This window comes from Sulfitobacter sp. 1A10359 (genome assembly GCF_043558145.1).
Taxonomy (GTDB): domain Bacteria; phylum Pseudomonadota; class Alphaproteobacteria; order Rhodobacterales; family Rhodobacteraceae; genus Sulfitobacter; species Sulfitobacter faviae.
In genome coordinates, this window is the sequence record NZ_JBIFGB010000002.1 from 698,649 (window position 1) to 713,115 (window position 14,467).

The window sequence follows — 14,467 nt, forward strand, 5'->3', positions numbered from 1 at the left end:
CCAGATATATGCACAACCAGCCGCCTTCGCCAGATGCTACGCCCGATGCGCCTGTTGCCGATGCGGTGGCCGACAATTGGGTCGACCGTCACGCCCCGGCGGGGCTGCGCCCCTACCTGCGGCTGAGCCGCGCGGATCGGCCCATCGGCACATGGCTGTTGCTGCTGCCCTGCTGGTGGGGGCTGAGCCTTGCGATCCTCTTCGACCAGTCGCCGCGGTGGGAGGATCTGTGGATCTTCGCGGGCTGCGGCATCGGCGCTTTCCTGATGCGCGGCGCAGGCTGCACATGGAACGACATCACCGACCGGCATATCGACGGCAAGGTCGCCCGCACTCGGCTGCGGCCCATCCCCTCGGGTGCGGTCTCGGTGAAACAGGCGCTGGCGTGGATGGTGGGGCAGATGCTGCTGGCACTGCTGATCCTGCTGTCCTTCAACCAAGCGGCCATCGCCATGGGCGTGCTGGCGCTCTTGCCGGTGGCGGTCTACCCCTTTGCCAAACGTTTCACTTGGTGGCCGCAGGTCTTTCTGGGCCTCGCCTTTAACTGGGGCGCCATGCTGGCTTGGACGGCCCATGCGGGCACGCTGCATGCGCCTGCCGTGGTGCTCTACCTCGCGGGCATCGCTTGGACGCTGTTTTATGACACGATCTATGCCCATCAGGATGCTGAGGATGACGCGCTGATCGGCGTGAAATCCACCGCCCGGCTTTTTGGTGAGAATTCCGGCAAATGGCTGCGGCGCTTCCTGATGGCCACGGTGGGGCTGATGGGCATTGCCGTGATCTATGCCGGGCTGCCCCAAGCCTCGGTGCTGGCGCTGGCGCTGGCCCTTGGCGGGCCTTGGGCGATGGGATGGCATATGGCATGGCAGCTGCGCGGGCTGGATACCAAGGACAATGCCAAGCTATTGCAGCTCTTCCGGGCCAACCGCGATACCGGCATGATCCCGCTGTTGTTTTTCGCGGCAAGCCTGCTGGCCTGATTGCACCCCCGGCAGGACGCGCGTATCAAGTCGCAAGCTTAACAATCAGAAGTCCGCCCATGCGCCTCTCCGCCATTTTCACGATCGCCCTGACCTTTGCAGCCGCAGCGGTGGTCTCTCTGGTGGCGGCGAGCTTTTCGGTACAACTGATCGAAGACACCTCGGAAATCGGCGTGCGTGACGCGCTGGACGCGCAGGGCATGACATGGGCCGAAGTGCAGGCCGATGGCTTGCAGGTCACCCTCGCCGGGATCGCGCCGACCGAGGCCGTGCGCTTTCGCGCCCTGTCGACCGCAGGCACCGTGGTCGACGCCGCCCGCGTCATCGACGAGATGGAGGTCGAGGCCCAATCCGGCATCGCCCCGCCCCGTTTCTCTGCCGAGGTGCTGCGCAATGACGCGGGCATCTCGATCATCGGCCTGATCCCCACCAGCACCGACCGCGAGGCGGTGATCGACGCCTTTGGCGACATGGCAGGCGACGCCTCGGTCACCGACCTTCTGGAATCCGCGGATTATCCCGCGCCCGAAGGCTGGGAAGACGCGCTGAGCTTTGCCGTGCAGGCGATGGCCGACCTGCCCCGGGCCAAAGCCTCGGTTGATGCGGGGCGGGTGACCATCACCGCCATCGCCGACAGCGCCGCCGCCAAGGCGCAGATGGAACGTAAACTGCAACGCGCCGCCCCGCCCAGCCTGCGGCTGCGGCTGGACATCGCGGCCCCGCGCCCGGTGATCACCCCCTTTACCTTGCGGTTTGAGATCGACGCGGAAGGCGCGCGTTTCGATGCCTGCTCTGCCGATACGGAAGCCGCCGCCGACCGTATCTTGAAAGCGGGCATCACCGCCGGCGCGCCTGAGAATGCCGATTGCACCATCGGTCTGGGCGTGCCCAGCCCGAACTGGGGCCGCGCCGTGGCGCTGACCATCGACGCGCTGCGCCGCGTAGGCCAAGGCAGCATTTCCTTCGCCGATGCGGACATCACCCTGCTGGCCGCGCCGGGCACCGAGGCCACCACATTCGACCGCGTCGTGGGGGAGTTGGAAAACGCCCTTCCGGATGTTTTCGCCCTAACCGCGAAACTGCCGAAAGTCGAAGACCCCGATGCAGGCCCGCCCGAGTTTACCGCGACCCTCTCGCCCGAGGGGCAGGTGCAACTGCGCGGGCGGCTCTCGACCGAGGGGCTGCGCGATCTGGCCGACAGCTACGCGAAATCGCATTTCGGCTCGGACAACGTCTATACCGCCGCGCGGCTGGACGAGACCCTGCCGGGCGATTGGGCCACCCGCGTCCTGACCGGGCTTGAGGCCATGGCCTCCCTCGCCAATGGCTCTGTCAAAGTCACGCCTGACCGGCTTGAGGTGATGGGCAATACCGGCAACAAGGAGGCCAACACCACCGTCGCCTCGCTCTTGGCCGACAAGCTGGGCGAAGGGGCGGATTACAGCATCGACATCACCTATCAAGAAAAGCTCGACCCGATCGCGGGCCTGCCGACACCGGAAGAATGCGAAGCCGAAATTCGCGAAATCCTGAAAATCGGCAAGATCACCTTTGAGCCGGGCAGCGCCACGATTGACGCCTCCGCGCTTGGGACGATGGACGATATCGCCGAGGTGCTGAAAAACTGCGGCGACATCCGGCTGGAGATTCAGGGCTACACCGACAGTCAGGGCCGCGAATCGATGAACCTGTCGCTGTCGCAAAGCCGCGCGGAATCGGTGCTGAACGAATTGCGCGCGCGCCGGGTGCTGACTTCCTCCTTCGTGGCCAAGGGCTATGGCGAGGAAAACCCCATCGCAGACAACAAGACCGAAGAGGGCCGCGAAGCCAACCGCCGCATCGAATTCCGCCTGATCCAGCCCGAGGCCGAGACCCCCGAGGACGAAACAGCGCTGGAATCTGCTGAAGAAACGGGCGATACCACGGCAGAAGAGATCGGGGAATCCGACGAAACCGAAGAAGGCAGCGGTGATGAGCAGAACTGAGTTTGTCCTGGCAACAGCCATCATTCTTTTCGTGGCCTTCTGCATGGGATGGTTCGCCAATTGGCTGCTGAACCGCTTTACCCGCGTGGCCGCCGATGACGTGGCCCAGCTGGACCGGATGAGCCAAGAGCTGCACGAGGCCGAGGAAACCCGTGATCAGGCGATCACCTATCTGCAACAGCGCGAGGCCGAGTTGACCAACCAACTGGCCCAGACCGAGGCCGAGCTGCGCGCCGCGATGGACGGGCTGCGCGACGCCCGCCATGAGGCCGAAGAGATGCGCGCCTATATCGAACGTCAGAAAGCCTAACCCCAGACCTTCGGAGCCCTGCCATGGCCAATCTCGCCCACTCCATGATCCGTGTCTTTGATGAGGCGGCATCGGTGAAATTCTACGAAGACGTGTTCGGGCTGAAAATCGCGGACCGTCTGGATTTCGACAGTTTCACCCTGATCTACCTGCGCGACGCCACGGGCGCATTCGAGCTGGAATTGACCGTCAACAAGGACCGCGAGACCGCTTACGATCTGGGCGACGGCTATGGCCATCTGGCCTTCGTGGTCGACGACCTCGAAGCGGCGCGCGAGACCGCGATCAAGGGCGGTGCTACCCCACGCGAGATCGTTGACTTCCGCCCCGCCGGAGAGACCGTGGCGAAGTTCTTTTTCGTGGCAGACCCCGATGGCTACCAGATCGAAGTCATCGAAAAAGGCGGGCGTTTCGCCTGAGCCGAAGGCTCACCAACGCTTCAACGCCGCCTCGTCTTCGTCTTTCGCGGCGACCCAAGTGTCCCCCTCTGCCGTGATCTCGCGCTTCCAAAAGGGCGCACGGGATTTGAGGTAATCCATCAGGAACTCCGCCGCCTCAAACGCATGCCGGCGGTGCCGCGCGGCGGTGGCGACCATCATGATCTGCTCCCCCGGCACCAGACGCCCATAGCGGTGGATCACCAGCGCATCCTGCAGATCGAACCGTGCCATCGCCTGCTCGGCAATCTCGCGCAGGGCCTTTTCGGTCATCCCGGGGTAATGCTCGATTTCCATCGCGCTCAACGTGCCCGCATCATTGTCGCGCACCACGCCTGTAAAGGTCACGATCGCGCCGCTGCTCCCCTCGCCCTTGGCAAAGCGCGCGGCTTCCTCACCCAGATCAAAGGGCGCTTCCTGCACCAAAACGCGCATCGCTCAGCCCCCGGTCATCGGGGGGAAGAAGGCCACCTCGCGCGCGCCTTGCAGCGGGGCGTCGAAATCGGTCAGTTCCTGATCCACGGCAACCCGCAGCGCGGAAAGGTCGGAAAAGGCCACTTCGTAGCGCTCCTCCCGACCCCGCAATTCTTCGACCAATTCGGCCACCGTGGCAGCTTGGCTCTCGACCCGTTCACGGGGCAAGCCGATGCGTTCGCGGACCCATGCGAAATACAAAACATCCATTAGCGTGGCTCCTTCAGATGCGGCTGCGCCTTGCGCAGATAGTCAAAGCCGGTGATGGCGGTCAGCACGGCGGCGACCCACAAAAGCGCCAGCCCCAGCAGCCCGGCCCATTCCATCCCGGCGAGTTTCCAGCCCAGCCCGAGATGATCTTCGACCTCGCCATCAAGGATCGCTTCGATCATCTGCTGGTCCATCCCGAAAACGCTCATCCCGAGGTAATGCTCGAACACGCCTTGCGAAAACAGCACGGCGATGGCGATCATCTGCAATGTCGTCTTCCACTTGGCCAGTTGAGTCACCTTCAACGTGCCGGCGACATCGCCCAGATACTCCCGCAGGCCCGAGACAAAGACCTCGCGAAACAAGATCAGCGTGGCGGGCAACACCAACCACGGCGACCAGCTTGAGAAGGCGACGATCACCATCAGCGCGATCACCACCATCGCCTTGTCGGCAATCGGGTCGAGCATGGCACCGAGTTTGGTTTCCTGCGCCCAAGCGCGGGCAAGGTAGCCATCAAACCAATCCGTCACCGCCGCCCCGACAAAGAGCAGCAGGGCGAACCAATCGGCATAGGGGCGCGTAAAATAGAGAAACATGACCGCCACACCGGGGGCCGCGACCAGCCTGAGCAGTGTCAGGATATTGGGCAAATTCCATTTCATGACGTTATCCTATCTTGCGCCGTTCGTGGCTGAAAGGACGAAACCGCCCCGCCTGCGAGCCGTCGCCACCACGGGGCCGCCCCCCTAGCCTTTTTCATGGAAATAGCCGTAGATCGTCTCAGCCAGCGCATCCGATACGCCCTCGACCGCCTTGAGATCGCTAAGGTTCGCGCGGCTTACCGCCTTGGCCGAACCGAAATGCGCGAGCAGCGCACGCTTGCGCGCAGCGCCGACGCCCGGCACGTCGTCGAGCGGCGTGGCGCTGACCCCCTTGGCCCGTTTGGCACGGTGGGTGCCGATGGCGAAACGGTGCGCCTCATCCCGCAGGCGCTGCACGAAATAGAGCACCGGATCGTTGTGGCGCAGCGCCATGGGGCGCTTGCCGACGCGGTGGAACTCTTCCTTGCCCGCGTCGCGGTCGATGCCCTTGGCGACGCCGACCATGGGGATATCCTCGACCCCATGCTGCGCCATGATAGAGGCCACGGCGCTCACCTGCCCCGCGCCGCCGTCGATCAGCAGCAGATCAGGCCAAAGGCCCCGGCTGCGGTCCGGGTCTTCTTTGATAAGCCGTTTGAAGCGGCGGTGCAGCACCTCTTTCATCATGCCGAAGTCATCGCCCGGGGTCAGGTCATCGCCGCGGATGTTGAACTTGCGGTACTGGTTTTTCATCATGCCTTCCGGCCCCGCCACGATCATCGCGCCGACGGCATTGGTGCCTTGGATATGCGAGTTGTCGTAAACCTCGATCCGCTCGGGCGGCTTGGGCAGGTCAAAAGCATCGGCCAGCCCCTGCAAGAGCTTGGTCTGGGTCGCCGTCTCGGCCATCTTGCGGGCAAGGCTTTCGCGCGCATTGCGCAGGGCCCCGTCGACCAGTTCGGCCTTCTCACCCCGTTTCGGCACCAGGAGTTCGACCTTACGGCCCAGCTTGCCGCTCAGCGCCTCGGCCATCAGATCGGGGTCCTCGATCTCATTGCTGAGGATCAACTGCCGCGGCGGCTCGCGGGTGTCGTAGAACTGGCCGATGAAGGCCTCTAGCACCTCGGCGGCGTCGATCTCGCTCCCGATCCGGGGGTAATAGTCGTGGTTGCCCCAGTTCTGGTTGGCGCGGATGAAGAAGACCTGCACGCAGGCCTGACCGCTTTCCATATGCAGCGCGATAATGTCGGCCTCGTTCACCCCCTGCGGGTTGATGCCTTGGGCGGTCTGAACCTGCGTCAGCGCCTTGATCCGGTCGCGCAGGGCGGCTGCGCGTTCGAACTCCATCGCCTCTGACGCCTCTTCCATGTCCCGCGCCAAACGGCCCTGAATATCCGTCGATTTGCCACTGAGAAACCGCTCCGCATCGCGCACGGTCTCGCGATAATCCTCGGCCGAGATTTTGCCGACGCAGGGGGCGGAGCAGCGTTTAATCTGATGCTGCAAACAGGGCCGCGTGCGGCTGTCGAACATCGCGTTGGAGCAGTCCCGCAACAGGAACACCCGTTGCAACTGGTTCAGCGTCCGGTTCACCGCGCCCGCGCTGGCGAAGGGGCCGTAGTAGCTGCCCTTCTCCTTCTTCGCGCCGCGGTGTTTCTTGATCTGCGGGTAGTCGTGATCGGCGGTGACAAGGATATTGGGAAAGCTTTTGTCGTCGCGCAGCAGCACGTTGAACTTGGGCTTGAGCTGCTTGATCAGGTTCTGTTCGAGCAGCAGCGCCTCGGTCTCGGTCTTGGTCGTCAGAAACATCATCGAGGCGGTATTCGCGATCATCCGCGAGATCCGCGCCGAATGCCCCGTTGGCCGTGCGTAGGATGACACCCGCGCCCGCAGGTTCCGCGCCTTGCCGACGTAAAGCACGCGGCTTTCCGAATCGAGCATCCGATAGACGCCCGGCGAGGAATCGAGCGACTTCAGATAGGCTTGAATCACCTTGCGGCCTTGCGGCGGAGGGCTGTCGTTGGGCGTGTTCATCTCAGGCGCTGATTCTCGTGCTTCGCTGCAATAGGACGGCAATGGGGGCAAGCTTTAACATGTCCACCAAACATGTGGATAACTCTGCCGATAACTTCTGGGCATCTTGGATTTCTCTTTGTTTTTAACATGGTTCGCTGATTTGCCTATTTTTTAGGCGCGCCCATAATATCCTGATTTTCCTCATTCTTTTGTTTACCATGAAACAAGCCCCTGAAAACAAAAGGGTTTCGGTAACACTTTGGTTACATAGGTTAAGGACGTGCAAAACTTCCCGCATGCGCGTCAGTTTCGGGGGCTTTTAGGGCTTGTTTCCCATTGCAAATGCTCTCCGCCATCTGCGCAGATAAGCTGTCCCGTGACCCCCGGCGAATCGATAAAATACCCCAGTGCCGCCGTGATATCCTCGGGGTTCGCGCCGCGACCCAGAACCGTGCCGCGGCGCTGCGCGGCAAAGTCATCGGGGTCTTGATGCGGGCCTTGCAGGGTCGGGCCGGGCCCGATGCCATTCACGCGGATCGCGGGGGCCAGCGCCTGCGCACTGGTGCGCGTCATCGCCCATAGGCCCATCTTGGCGATCGTATAGGTGGTGAATTCCGGCGTCAGATTGCGCACCCGCTGGTCGAGCATATTGACGATCAAACCGCTGGCACGCGGCTCTCCCCCGGCGTCGGTATCCGAGGTCAGCCCCTGCCCCGCCATCGCCTGCGTCAAGACGAAGGGCGCGCGCAGGTTGCTGCCCATATGGCGATCCCAACTTTCGCGCGTGGCGCTGGTGATATCGTCCTGCTCGAAAATCGAAGCGTTGTTCACAAGGCAGGTGATCGGTCCGCCGAGCGCATCCGCCGCGCGGGGCAAAAGCGCCGCGGCTGCGGTGTCGTCGAGAAGGTCAGCTTGCAGGGCCACGGCGCGGCGGCCCATGGCCGCAATCTCGCCGACGGTCGCCTTGGCTCCGCTTTCCGAGGTGGCAAAATGCACCGCCACATCAAAGCCGCGCTGCCCGAGGTAGAGCGCCATGGCGCGGCCCAGACGTTGCCCGGCTCCGGTCACCAATGCCCGCCGCATCTGCTGCCCTCCTCAGATCAGGATGATAAACAAATAAAGCCCGTAAAGCGCGCTCAGCACCACGCCCCAAAGCCGGGTGATATCGCGCCCCAGATAGACGAAGGGGATCAGCAAGAGCGACGCGCCCAACATCACCCAAAGGTCGATCCGCAAGAAGGCTTCGTCGACCGAGATCGGACCGACAAGGCTCGCAATGCCGATGATCGCCAGCAGGTTGAACATGTTGGAGCCGATCACATTGCCAAGCGCCACATCCGCCTGACGGCGCAGTGCCGCCATCACCGTGGTCGCAAGCTCAGGCAGCGACGTGCCCACGGCCACCAGCGTCAGGCCGATCACCGTGTCACTGACCCCATAGGTCTGGGCGATAATCGTGGCGTTATCCACCAAAAGGCTCGCCCCCAAGGGCAGGCCGATCAGCCCGAGGATCAGGAACATCGCAATCTGCCAGCCCGCCATATCGGGGTCCGCGCCTTCGGGCTCCTCCTCTTCCTCTGCCGCACCGCTGCGGCAGGCGTGGCGGTGATCCTTTGCATCGCGGAAAGCGTCGTAAAGCATATAGACCAGACCGGCGAGCAGGATCAGCCCGGCGATCCAGTCAAAGACGCCGCGGAAGGCCAGTGCGATGAACAACAGCGAGGCCGCAATCATCTGGTTATAGGTCTTGCGGGTGCTGCATTCCGAGGTGTGCATCGTCGCCAAAAGCGCCGGAATGCCCAGCACCATCAGGATATTGGCCGTATTCGACCCCACGACATTACCAAGCGCCAGCCCCGGCACCCCGTCCAAAATCGCCTTGACCGAGATCAGCAACTCCGGCGCCGAAGTGCCAAAGGCCACGATGGTCAGGCTGACGATCAACGCAGGCACGCCAAGGCGCAGCGACAGGTTCACCGCCCCTTTCACCAGCGCATCCCCCGCAAACAGCAGGATCACGAGGCCAAGCCCCGAAAGTAGCCATGGCATCAGCATCAACGCCCTCCCTTACAGGCACAATCGCCTTTGCCAATGCGGTAACGTCCGCAGTCACTGCATTTAGACCGGGACAGACGTTTGCCCCCCAGCCAATGCATTTTTCCAAACCAAGCCATGAGGCCCATGGCCACCAGAAACAGCAAAACGATCTTGAAAACCATGGGCTAGAGTCCAAACCGCGCGAAGGCCGCGCGTTCCTCTATGCCCTGCACCGCGTCCTGCATCATCTGCACGCCAAAACGCGACAACAGCCCGCGTTTCACGCCATAGCGGCGCATCCTGACCTTGTCGCCAAAGCGGTCTTTCAGCAGTGGTTTCAGATGGCCGATCCCGTCGATCAACCCCAGTTCGGCAGCGCGTTTCGCCAGCCAGATTTCCCCGGTGAAGAGGTCTTGCCCCTCGGGCAGCTTGCCCGCGCGGCGGGTCTTCACATGGTCGATGAAATTCTCATGGATGTCTTCGAGAAGCACCTTCAGCCGCGCGACATCCTCAGGATTTTCCGGGCGGAACGGGTCGAGCATCGATTTGCTCTGCCCTGCCGTATAAACGCGCCGCTCGACCCCATGCTCGCGGATGAACTCATGCACCCCGAAGGAGGCCGAGATCACCCCGATGGAGCCGACGACTGAGCTTGGGTCCGCGTAGATCTCGTCTGCTGCCGCCGCCAGCCAATAGCCGCCCGAGGCGGCCACATCTTCGACGAAGGCGATGACGGGAATGTTCTTTTCTTCGGACAGGCGCCGGATGCGCGCGCCGATCAACGACGATTGCACCGGGCTGCCACCGGGGGAGTTGATTTCCAAGGCGACAGCGGCGGGCTTGCCCTTGGCAAAAGCCTTTTCGATGACCGGACCCATGGTGGCATCGTTCAACACCGCGCGGCCCTGCGCGCCGATCATGCCGGAAAGCCGGATTACGGAAACGCTGGGCGGGGATTTCAGGAAGGGCAGCCGAATTCTCATGCCCTTCATGTAGAACGCCCACCCCGCGCAAACAAGGCGGACGCCCAAGTTTCGTAGGCTCAGGCCCGCAGACGCCAGCCGGTGCGGAAAATCCACCAGATCACGCCGAGGCAAAGCGCCGTAAACAGCGCGATGGCGGCAAGGCTGGTGATGATCGGCACATCCGCCGCGCCGAAAAACGCCCAGCGAAAGCCCGAGATCAGATAGACCACCGGGTTGAAATGCGAGATCACCTGCCAGACCGGCGGCAGCATCGAGATCGAGTAGAAAGACCCGCCAAGGAAGACCAACGGCGTGACGATCAACAGCGGCACCAGTTGCAACTGCTCGAAATTGCCCGCCCAGATGCCGATGATAAAGCCCATCAGCGCAAAGCTGATGCAAGTCAGGATCAGCAAGGCCACCATGGCGATGGGGTGCTGGATCGTGATGTCGACAAAGAAGAAGGCCGTGATCAGGATGATCGTGCCGATAAAGAGCGCCTTGGTCGCCGCCGCGCCGACATAGCCGATGACGATCTCGAAGAAGTTGATCGGCGCCGAAAGCAACTCGTAAACCGTGCCGATGAACTTCGGGAAATAAATCCCGAAAGAGGCGTTGGAGATCGACTGCGTGATGACGCTGAGCATGATCAGCCCTGGCACGATGAAGGCGCCGTAGCTGACGCCCTCGACCTCATCAATGCGGCTGCCGATGGCGGCGCCGAAGACCACGAAATAAAGCGAAGTTGAGAGCACCGGGGAGATGATGCTTTGCGTGATGGTGCGAAAGAAACGCGCCATTTCAAAAGCGTAGATGGCTTTTATCGCGGTCCAGTTCATGCCGCATCCTCCTTGAGCAGGTCGACAAAGATATCTTCCAAGCTGCTTTGCCGTGTCGCCACGTCTTGCAGCACCAGACCGCTTTCCGCGACCTTGGAGAGCAGCTTGGTGATGCCGGTCCGCTCGGCATTGGTGTCATAGGTGTAGATCAGCGATTGCCCATCGGCGGATAATTCCACGTCCGGCGATTGCAGCGCCAGCGGCACTTCGGTGATCGGCTCGGTCAGTTGGACTTCGAGTTGCTTCTTGCCCATCCGCGCCATCAGCGCGTGTTTCTCTTCGACCAGCAACAATTCGCCCTTGGCGATGACGCCGATCCGGTCGGCGATGGCCTCGGCCTCTTCGATGTAATGGGTGGTCAGGATGATCGTCACGCCCGAGGCTTTCAGCCCCGCCACGATTTCCCACATATCCTTGCGCAGTTCCACATCGACGCCCGCGGTCGGCTCATCGAGAAACAGCACCTTGGGGTCATGCGCCAGCGCCTTGGCGATCAGCACGCGGCGTTTCATCCCGCCCGACAACTCGCGGATCTGGCTGTCTTTCTTGTCCCAGAGCGAGAGTTGCCGCAGGATTTTCTCCAACACCGCCTCATCCGCCGAACGGCCAAACAGCCCGCGCGAGAAGCGCACGGTGTTAATGACCTTCTCAAAGGGTTCGAGATTGATCTCCTGCGGGACCAGCCCGATCATGGAACGGGCCGCGCGGAAATCATCCCGAATGTCATGGCCGCCGACGGTCACCTTGCCGCTGGTCGCGGTGGTGATGCCGCAGATGGTCGAAATGAGCGTCGTCTTCCCCGCCCCGTTCGAGCCCAGAAGCGCGAGAATCTCGCCCTTCTCGATCTGCAAGTTGACCCCTTTGAGCGCCTCGAAACCGCCCGCGTAGGATTTACGCAGGTTCTGAATATCCACGATTGTCGGCATGGTCGTCTCCGCTTTGGTAAGGCGGGCAACCTAACTGGCTTTGCCTTGGGTGAACAGATGCCTTCAGGTCTTGGCGCGGCCGAACCAGCCCTTTTTAGCGGGGGCATCCTCTTCGGCGGTCTCGGGCTCCGCCTCTTCCTCCGCCGGACCTTCGAGCGAGTATTGCAGATTGTCGAAGAACTGATCCGCCATTTTCTTGGCGAAACCGTCGATGATCCGGCTGCCAAGCTGCGCCAGCTTGCCGCCGACCTTGGCCTCGACATCATAACTCAGCTCGGTCCCGCCGTCCTTTTCGGCCAGCCGCACCTCGGCCCCGCCCTTGGCGAAACCGGCGGCACCGCCCTTGCCCTCGCCGGTGATGGTCAGCGCTTCGTTCGGCACCAGATCGGAGAGCGTCACATGGCCCTTGAACGTCGCCTTCACCGGGCCGACCTTTTGCACCACCGTCGCGTCATAGCCCTCTTCGACTGAGCCTGAGACGTCTTGCGCGCCGGGTACGCAGGTTTGCAGCATCTCCGGGTCCAGCAATGCCGCGTAAACCTCGGCGGGGGTGGCGGCGATCTGGCGGGTGTCGGACATCTGCATGGCTGGCTCTCCCTTTGGCGTATCGCAACAGTCTAGCGGGTAATTCTGCGCAAACCAATGTCAAAGCGCTGGACCTCTCGCCCCGGGCTGATAGGTCTTTGCCATGACAAGTAATTCCCATAACCGCGCCGGACTGGCGATCGGGCTGATCCTTCTCGGCGTCGCCGCGATTTCGGTCAATGACATGCTGATCAAACGTCTGTCGGGCGGCTATCCGCTGCATCAGATCGTCTTTACCCGCTCGGCCATTGGGATTCTGCTGGGGCTGGTGCTGGTCAAGCTCGAAGGCGGGTTTCACCTGCTCAAGACGCGACAGCCGGGGCTGCATCTGCTGCGCGGGCTGCTCATCGTGATTTCGAACATGTCCTTCTTTCTGGCGCTGTCGGTGCTGCCGCTGGCCGAGGCGACGGCGCTGTTCTTTGCAGCCCCCCTCTTCATCACGGTGCTGTCGATCCCGCTGCTGGGTGAAAAGGTCGGCCCGCTGCGTCTTGGCGCGGTGATCGTGGGGTTCATCGGCGTGGTAATCATGATGCGCCCTTGGGCCAGCACCGCGACGCTCGAAACCTCCCGCTGGGTTCTGCTGCTGCCGGTACTGGCGGCGCTGACCTATGCGCTGAACCAGTTGATGACCCGCAAGCTGGGCGTGAACTCCAAAGCCTCGGCGCTGATGGTTTATATTCAGGCCGCCTTCGTCGCCGTGTCGCTGGGGTTCTTCGTCATCGCAGGCGATGGGCGGTTCGTGGATGAGGGCAGCAGTGCCTCGCTCCAGTTTCTGTTGCGCGCGTGGATTTGGCCTGCCCGTGAGGATTACCTCACCTTCCTCGGCATTGGGTTGAACATCGCGCTGATCGGCTATTGTCTGAGCCAAGCCTACCGGCTGGGGGATGCCGCCACCGTCGCCCCGTTCGAATATATCGGCCTGCCGCTGGCGGTGTTCTGGGGTTTCGTGATCTTTGGCGACCTCCCGGTCTGGGAGGTTTGGGTCGGGATCGCGCTGATCCTTGCCTCGGGTCTGTTCGTCTACCTGCGCGAGCGCCAAAAGGCGCTGCGCGTGACCCGTTTGCAGGGCGGGCGGCGGGCTTAAGCCGCCACCTTGACCACCACCTTGCCCGTCGCCTTGCGATCGCGCAGCAGGGCCAGCGCCTCATTGGCCTGTTCCAGCGGCATCACGTTGCTGACATGGGGTTTCAGCTTGCCCGCGACATACCATTTGATCAGCTCGGCGAAACTGTCGGTCAGCACCGAAGGTTTGATCTTGGCATAGCCGCCCCAGTAAAAGCCCAAAACGGTGAGGTTCTTGACCAGCAGGATATTGGCCGGAATCTGAGGCACCTCACCGCTCGCAAAGCCCAAGGGGATCAGCCGCGCTTCGGGGTTGCAGGCGCGCATGGCGGCTTTGAACTGATCGCCGCCCACCGGGTCATAGACCACATCCGCCCCGCCCAATTCCTTGACGATGGCGCGGATGTCGTCGGTCTCAGAATTAATCAGGTGGTCGGCGCCCGCCTCTTTACAGACGGCGAGCTTGTCTTCGCCGCGCGCCACGGCGATCACCTCGGCCCCCATCAGCTTGCCCAGTTCCACCGCCGTCAGCCCGATGCCGCCCGACGCGCCCAAGACCAGCAGCCGCTCGCCCGGCTGCAAACGCGCCTTGTAGTCCAAGGCCACATGGCTGGTGCCATAGGCGATCAGAAAGGCCGCCGCGTCGACCGCTGTCATCTCTTCGGGGATCGGCACGCAGACAGCGGCGGGAATGGCGGCATATTCGGCCAGACCGTCAAAGCCGGTATAGGCCGCCACGCGCTGGCCGACCTTCAGGTGATCCACCCCCGCGCCCAGAGCGGTGATCGTGCCCGCCATTTCCATCCCCAGCGTGAAGGGCAGCGGCGGTTTTTCCTGATAGGTGCCTTTGATGATCAACAGATCACCAAAGTTCAGCCCGCAGGTTTCGACTTGGACCAGCACCTCGCCCTGCCCCGGCATGGGCTTCTCAAGCTCTTGCAGGGTAAGCGGTTCGTCATAGGCGGTGACTTGCATGGCGCGCATCGGGCTGTCCTTTCGTGCTGCTTTGGCCCGAAGAGGCCAGAAGCCAGCGCGCTTGGCAAGACCCGTGGCC

16 protein-coding genes are annotated in these 14,467 nt (G+C 62.5%); 5 read left to right on the forward strand and 11 right to left on the reverse strand.

The genetic code is table 11. The annotated features are described in order from the left end of the window. Nucleotides 1-8: 8 nt before the first annotated feature. From ubiA to ACGYK2_RS07755, 4 genes are read left to right on the forward strand one after another with little or no spacing between them, the layout of a single operon-like run. Nucleotides 9-983 carry a 4-hydroxybenzoate octaprenyltransferase gene (ubiA, locus tag ACGYK2_RS07740; RefSeq protein ID WP_271688214.1) on the forward strand — a complete coding sequence of 325 codons (975 nt, stop codon included), beginning with the start codon at nt 9-11 and terminating at the stop codon, nt 981-983. A 59-nt stretch (nt 984-1,042) separates the two neighbouring features. Continuing rightward, nucleotides 1,043-2,968, forward strand: coding sequence for an OmpA family protein (locus ACGYK2_RS07745; RefSeq protein WP_271688215.1), 1,926 nt, complete (start codon nt 1,043-1,045; stop codon nt 2,966-2,968). Further along, nucleotides 2,955-3,278 carry a hypothetical protein gene (locus ACGYK2_RS07750; RefSeq protein ID WP_007118939.1) on the forward strand — a complete coding sequence of 108 codons (324 nt, stop codon included), beginning with the start codon at nt 2,955-2,957 and terminating at the stop codon, nt 3,276-3,278. The genes ACGYK2_RS07745 and ACGYK2_RS07750 overlap by 14 nt, the downstream gene beginning before the upstream one ends. Before the next feature lie 23 nt (nt 3,279-3,301). After that, nucleotides 3,302-3,697, forward strand: a complete 396-nt coding sequence (locus ACGYK2_RS07755; protein WP_271688217.1) for a VOC family protein — start codon at nt 3,302-3,304, stop codon at nt 3,695-3,697. A gap of 9 nt (nt 3,698-3,706) precedes the next feature. Here ACGYK2_RS07755 and ACGYK2_RS07760 read toward each other — a convergent pair whose 3' ends face one another. The 10 genes from ACGYK2_RS07760 to ACGYK2_RS07805 all read right to left on the reverse strand — a co-directional run bounded on the left by ACGYK2_RS07760 (nt 3,707) and on the right by ACGYK2_RS07805 (nt 12,351). Further along, nucleotides 3,707-4,150, reverse strand: a complete 444-nt coding sequence (locus ACGYK2_RS07760; RefSeq protein ID WP_271688218.1) for a molybdenum cofactor biosynthesis protein MoaE — start codon at nt 4,148-4,150, stop codon at nt 3,707-3,709. 3 nt (nt 4,151-4,153) lie between these two features. Then, complete coding sequence (moaD, locus tag ACGYK2_RS07765) at nt 4,154-4,399, reverse strand: molybdopterin converting factor subunit 1 (RefSeq protein WP_209218317.1); 246 nt, start codon at nt 4,397-4,399, stop codon at nt 4,154-4,156. After that, nucleotides 4,399-5,064, reverse strand: coding sequence for a CDP-diacylglycerol--glycerol-3-phosphate 3-phosphatidyltransferase (pgsA, locus tag ACGYK2_RS07770; RefSeq protein WP_271688220.1), 666 nt, complete (start codon nt 5,062-5,064; stop codon nt 4,399-4,401). Before pgsA ends, moaD begins: the two co-directional genes overlap by 1 nt. A gap of 84 nt (nt 5,065-5,148) precedes the next feature. Beyond that, nucleotides 5,149-7,017, reverse strand: coding sequence for an excinuclease ABC subunit UvrC (gene uvrC / locus ACGYK2_RS07775; RefSeq protein ID WP_271688221.1), 1,869 nt, complete (start codon nt 7,015-7,017; stop codon nt 5,149-5,151). 285 nt (nt 7,018-7,302) lie between these two features. Beyond that, complete coding sequence (locus tag ACGYK2_RS07780) at nt 7,303-8,082, reverse strand: SDR family oxidoreductase (protein ID WP_271688222.1); 780 nt, start codon at nt 8,080-8,082, stop codon at nt 7,303-7,305. A 12-nt stretch (nt 8,083-8,094) separates the two neighbouring features. Continuing rightward, nucleotides 8,095-9,054, reverse strand: a complete 960-nt coding sequence (locus tag ACGYK2_RS07785; RefSeq protein WP_276154277.1) for a calcium/sodium antiporter — start codon at nt 9,052-9,054, stop codon at nt 8,095-8,097. Nucleotides 9,055-9,221: 167 nt separating this feature from the next. Beyond that, nucleotides 9,222-10,019 (reverse strand): S49 family peptidase, encoded by a 798-nt coding sequence (locus ACGYK2_RS07790; protein ID WP_271689995.1) that lies wholly within the window; start codon nt 10,017-10,019, stop codon nt 9,222-9,224. Nucleotides 10,020-10,078: 59 nt separating this feature from the next. Continuing rightward, nucleotides 10,079-10,840, reverse strand: a complete 762-nt coding sequence (locus ACGYK2_RS07795; protein ID WP_271688225.1) for an ABC transporter permease — start codon at nt 10,838-10,840, stop codon at nt 10,079-10,081. Continuing rightward, a complete protein-coding gene (locus tag ACGYK2_RS07800) occupies nt 10,837-11,766 on the reverse strand; it encodes an ABC transporter ATP-binding protein (protein WP_271688226.1) in 930 nt (309 codons plus the stop codon). The genes ACGYK2_RS07795 and ACGYK2_RS07800 overlap by 4 nt, the downstream gene beginning before the upstream one ends. 63 nt (nt 11,767-11,829) lie before the next feature. Next, on the reverse strand, nt 11,830-12,351 hold the full coding sequence (locus tag ACGYK2_RS07805) for a CoxG family protein (RefSeq protein WP_271688228.1): 522 nt from the start codon (nt 12,349-12,351) through the stop codon (nt 11,830-11,832). A 103-nt stretch (nt 12,352-12,454) separates the two neighbouring features. On the opposite strand from ACGYK2_RS07805, the gene ACGYK2_RS07810 reads away from it, so the two are divergent. After that, entirely contained in the window at nt 12,455-13,435 is a 981-nt protein-coding gene (locus ACGYK2_RS07810) for a DMT family transporter (protein WP_271688230.1), read from the forward strand. On the opposite strand, the gene ACGYK2_RS07815 is transcribed toward ACGYK2_RS07810, so the two are convergent. After that, nucleotides 13,432-14,397, reverse strand: coding sequence for an NADPH:quinone oxidoreductase family protein (locus tag ACGYK2_RS07815; protein ID WP_271688231.1), 966 nt, complete (start codon nt 14,395-14,397; stop codon nt 13,432-13,434). The two genes, ACGYK2_RS07810 and ACGYK2_RS07815, sit on opposite strands and share 4 nt — an antisense overlap. Between the last annotated feature and the right edge of the window lie 70 nt (nt 14,398-14,467).

What these genes read in the sequence shown, in the direction of transcription:
- ACGYK2_RS07800 (WP_271688226.1), bottom strand. Translation starts at nt 11,766, where the DNA reads ATGCCGACAATCGTGGATATTCAGAACCTGCGTAAATCCTACGCGGGC.
- pgsA (WP_271688220.1), bottom strand. Translation starts at nt 5,064, where the DNA reads ATGAAATGGAATTTGCCCAATATCCTGACACTGCTCAGGCTGGTCGCG.
- ACGYK2_RS07755 (WP_271688217.1), top strand. Translation starts at nt 3,302, where the DNA reads ATGGCCAATCTCGCCCACTCCATGATCCGTGTCTTTGATGAGGCGGCA.
- ACGYK2_RS07785 (WP_276154277.1), bottom strand. Translation starts at nt 9,054, where the DNA reads ATGCTGATGCCATGGCTACTTTCGGGGCTTGGCCTCGTGATCCTGCTG.
- ACGYK2_RS07805 (WP_271688228.1), bottom strand. Translation starts at nt 12,351, where the DNA reads ATGCAGATGTCCGACACCCGCCAGATCGCCGCCACCCCCGCCGAGGTT.
- ACGYK2_RS07790 (WP_271689995.1), bottom strand. Translation starts at nt 10,019, where the DNA reads ATGAGAATTCGGCTGCCCTTCCTGAAATCCCCGCCCAGCGTTTCCGTA.
- ACGYK2_RS07815 (WP_271688231.1), bottom strand. Translation starts at nt 14,397, where the DNA reads ATGCGCGCCATGCAAGTCACCGCCTATGACGAACCGCTTACCCTGCAA.
- ACGYK2_RS07745 (WP_271688215.1), top strand. Translation starts at nt 1,043, where the DNA reads ATGCGCCTCTCCGCCATTTTCACGATCGCCCTGACCTTTGCAGCCGCA.
- ACGYK2_RS07750 (WP_007118939.1), top strand. Translation starts at nt 2,955, where the DNA reads ATGAGCAGAACTGAGTTTGTCCTGGCAACAGCCATCATTCTTTTCGTG.
- ACGYK2_RS07795 (WP_271688225.1), bottom strand. Translation starts at nt 10,840, where the DNA reads ATGAACTGGACCGCGATAAAAGCCATCTACGCTTTTGAAATGGCGCGT.
- moaD (WP_209218317.1), bottom strand. Translation starts at nt 4,399, where the DNA reads ATGGATGTTTTGTATTTCGCATGGGTCCGCGAACGCATCGGCTTGCCC.
- ACGYK2_RS07780 (WP_271688222.1), bottom strand. Translation starts at nt 8,082, where the DNA reads ATGCGGCGGGCATTGGTGACCGGAGCCGGGCAACGTCTGGGCCGCGCC.
- ACGYK2_RS07760 (WP_271688218.1), bottom strand. Translation starts at nt 4,150, where the DNA reads ATGCGCGTTTTGGTGCAGGAAGCGCCCTTTGATCTGGGTGAGGAAGCC.
- ubiA (WP_271688214.1), top strand. Translation starts at nt 9, where the DNA reads ATGCACAACCAGCCGCCTTCGCCAGATGCTACGCCCGATGCGCCTGTT.
- uvrC (WP_271688221.1), bottom strand. Translation starts at nt 7,017, where the DNA reads ATGAACACGCCCAACGACAGCCCTCCGCCGCAAGGCCGCAAGGTGATT.
- ACGYK2_RS07810 (WP_271688230.1), top strand. Translation starts at nt 12,455, where the DNA reads ATGACAAGTAATTCCCATAACCGCGCCGGACTGGCGATCGGGCTGATC.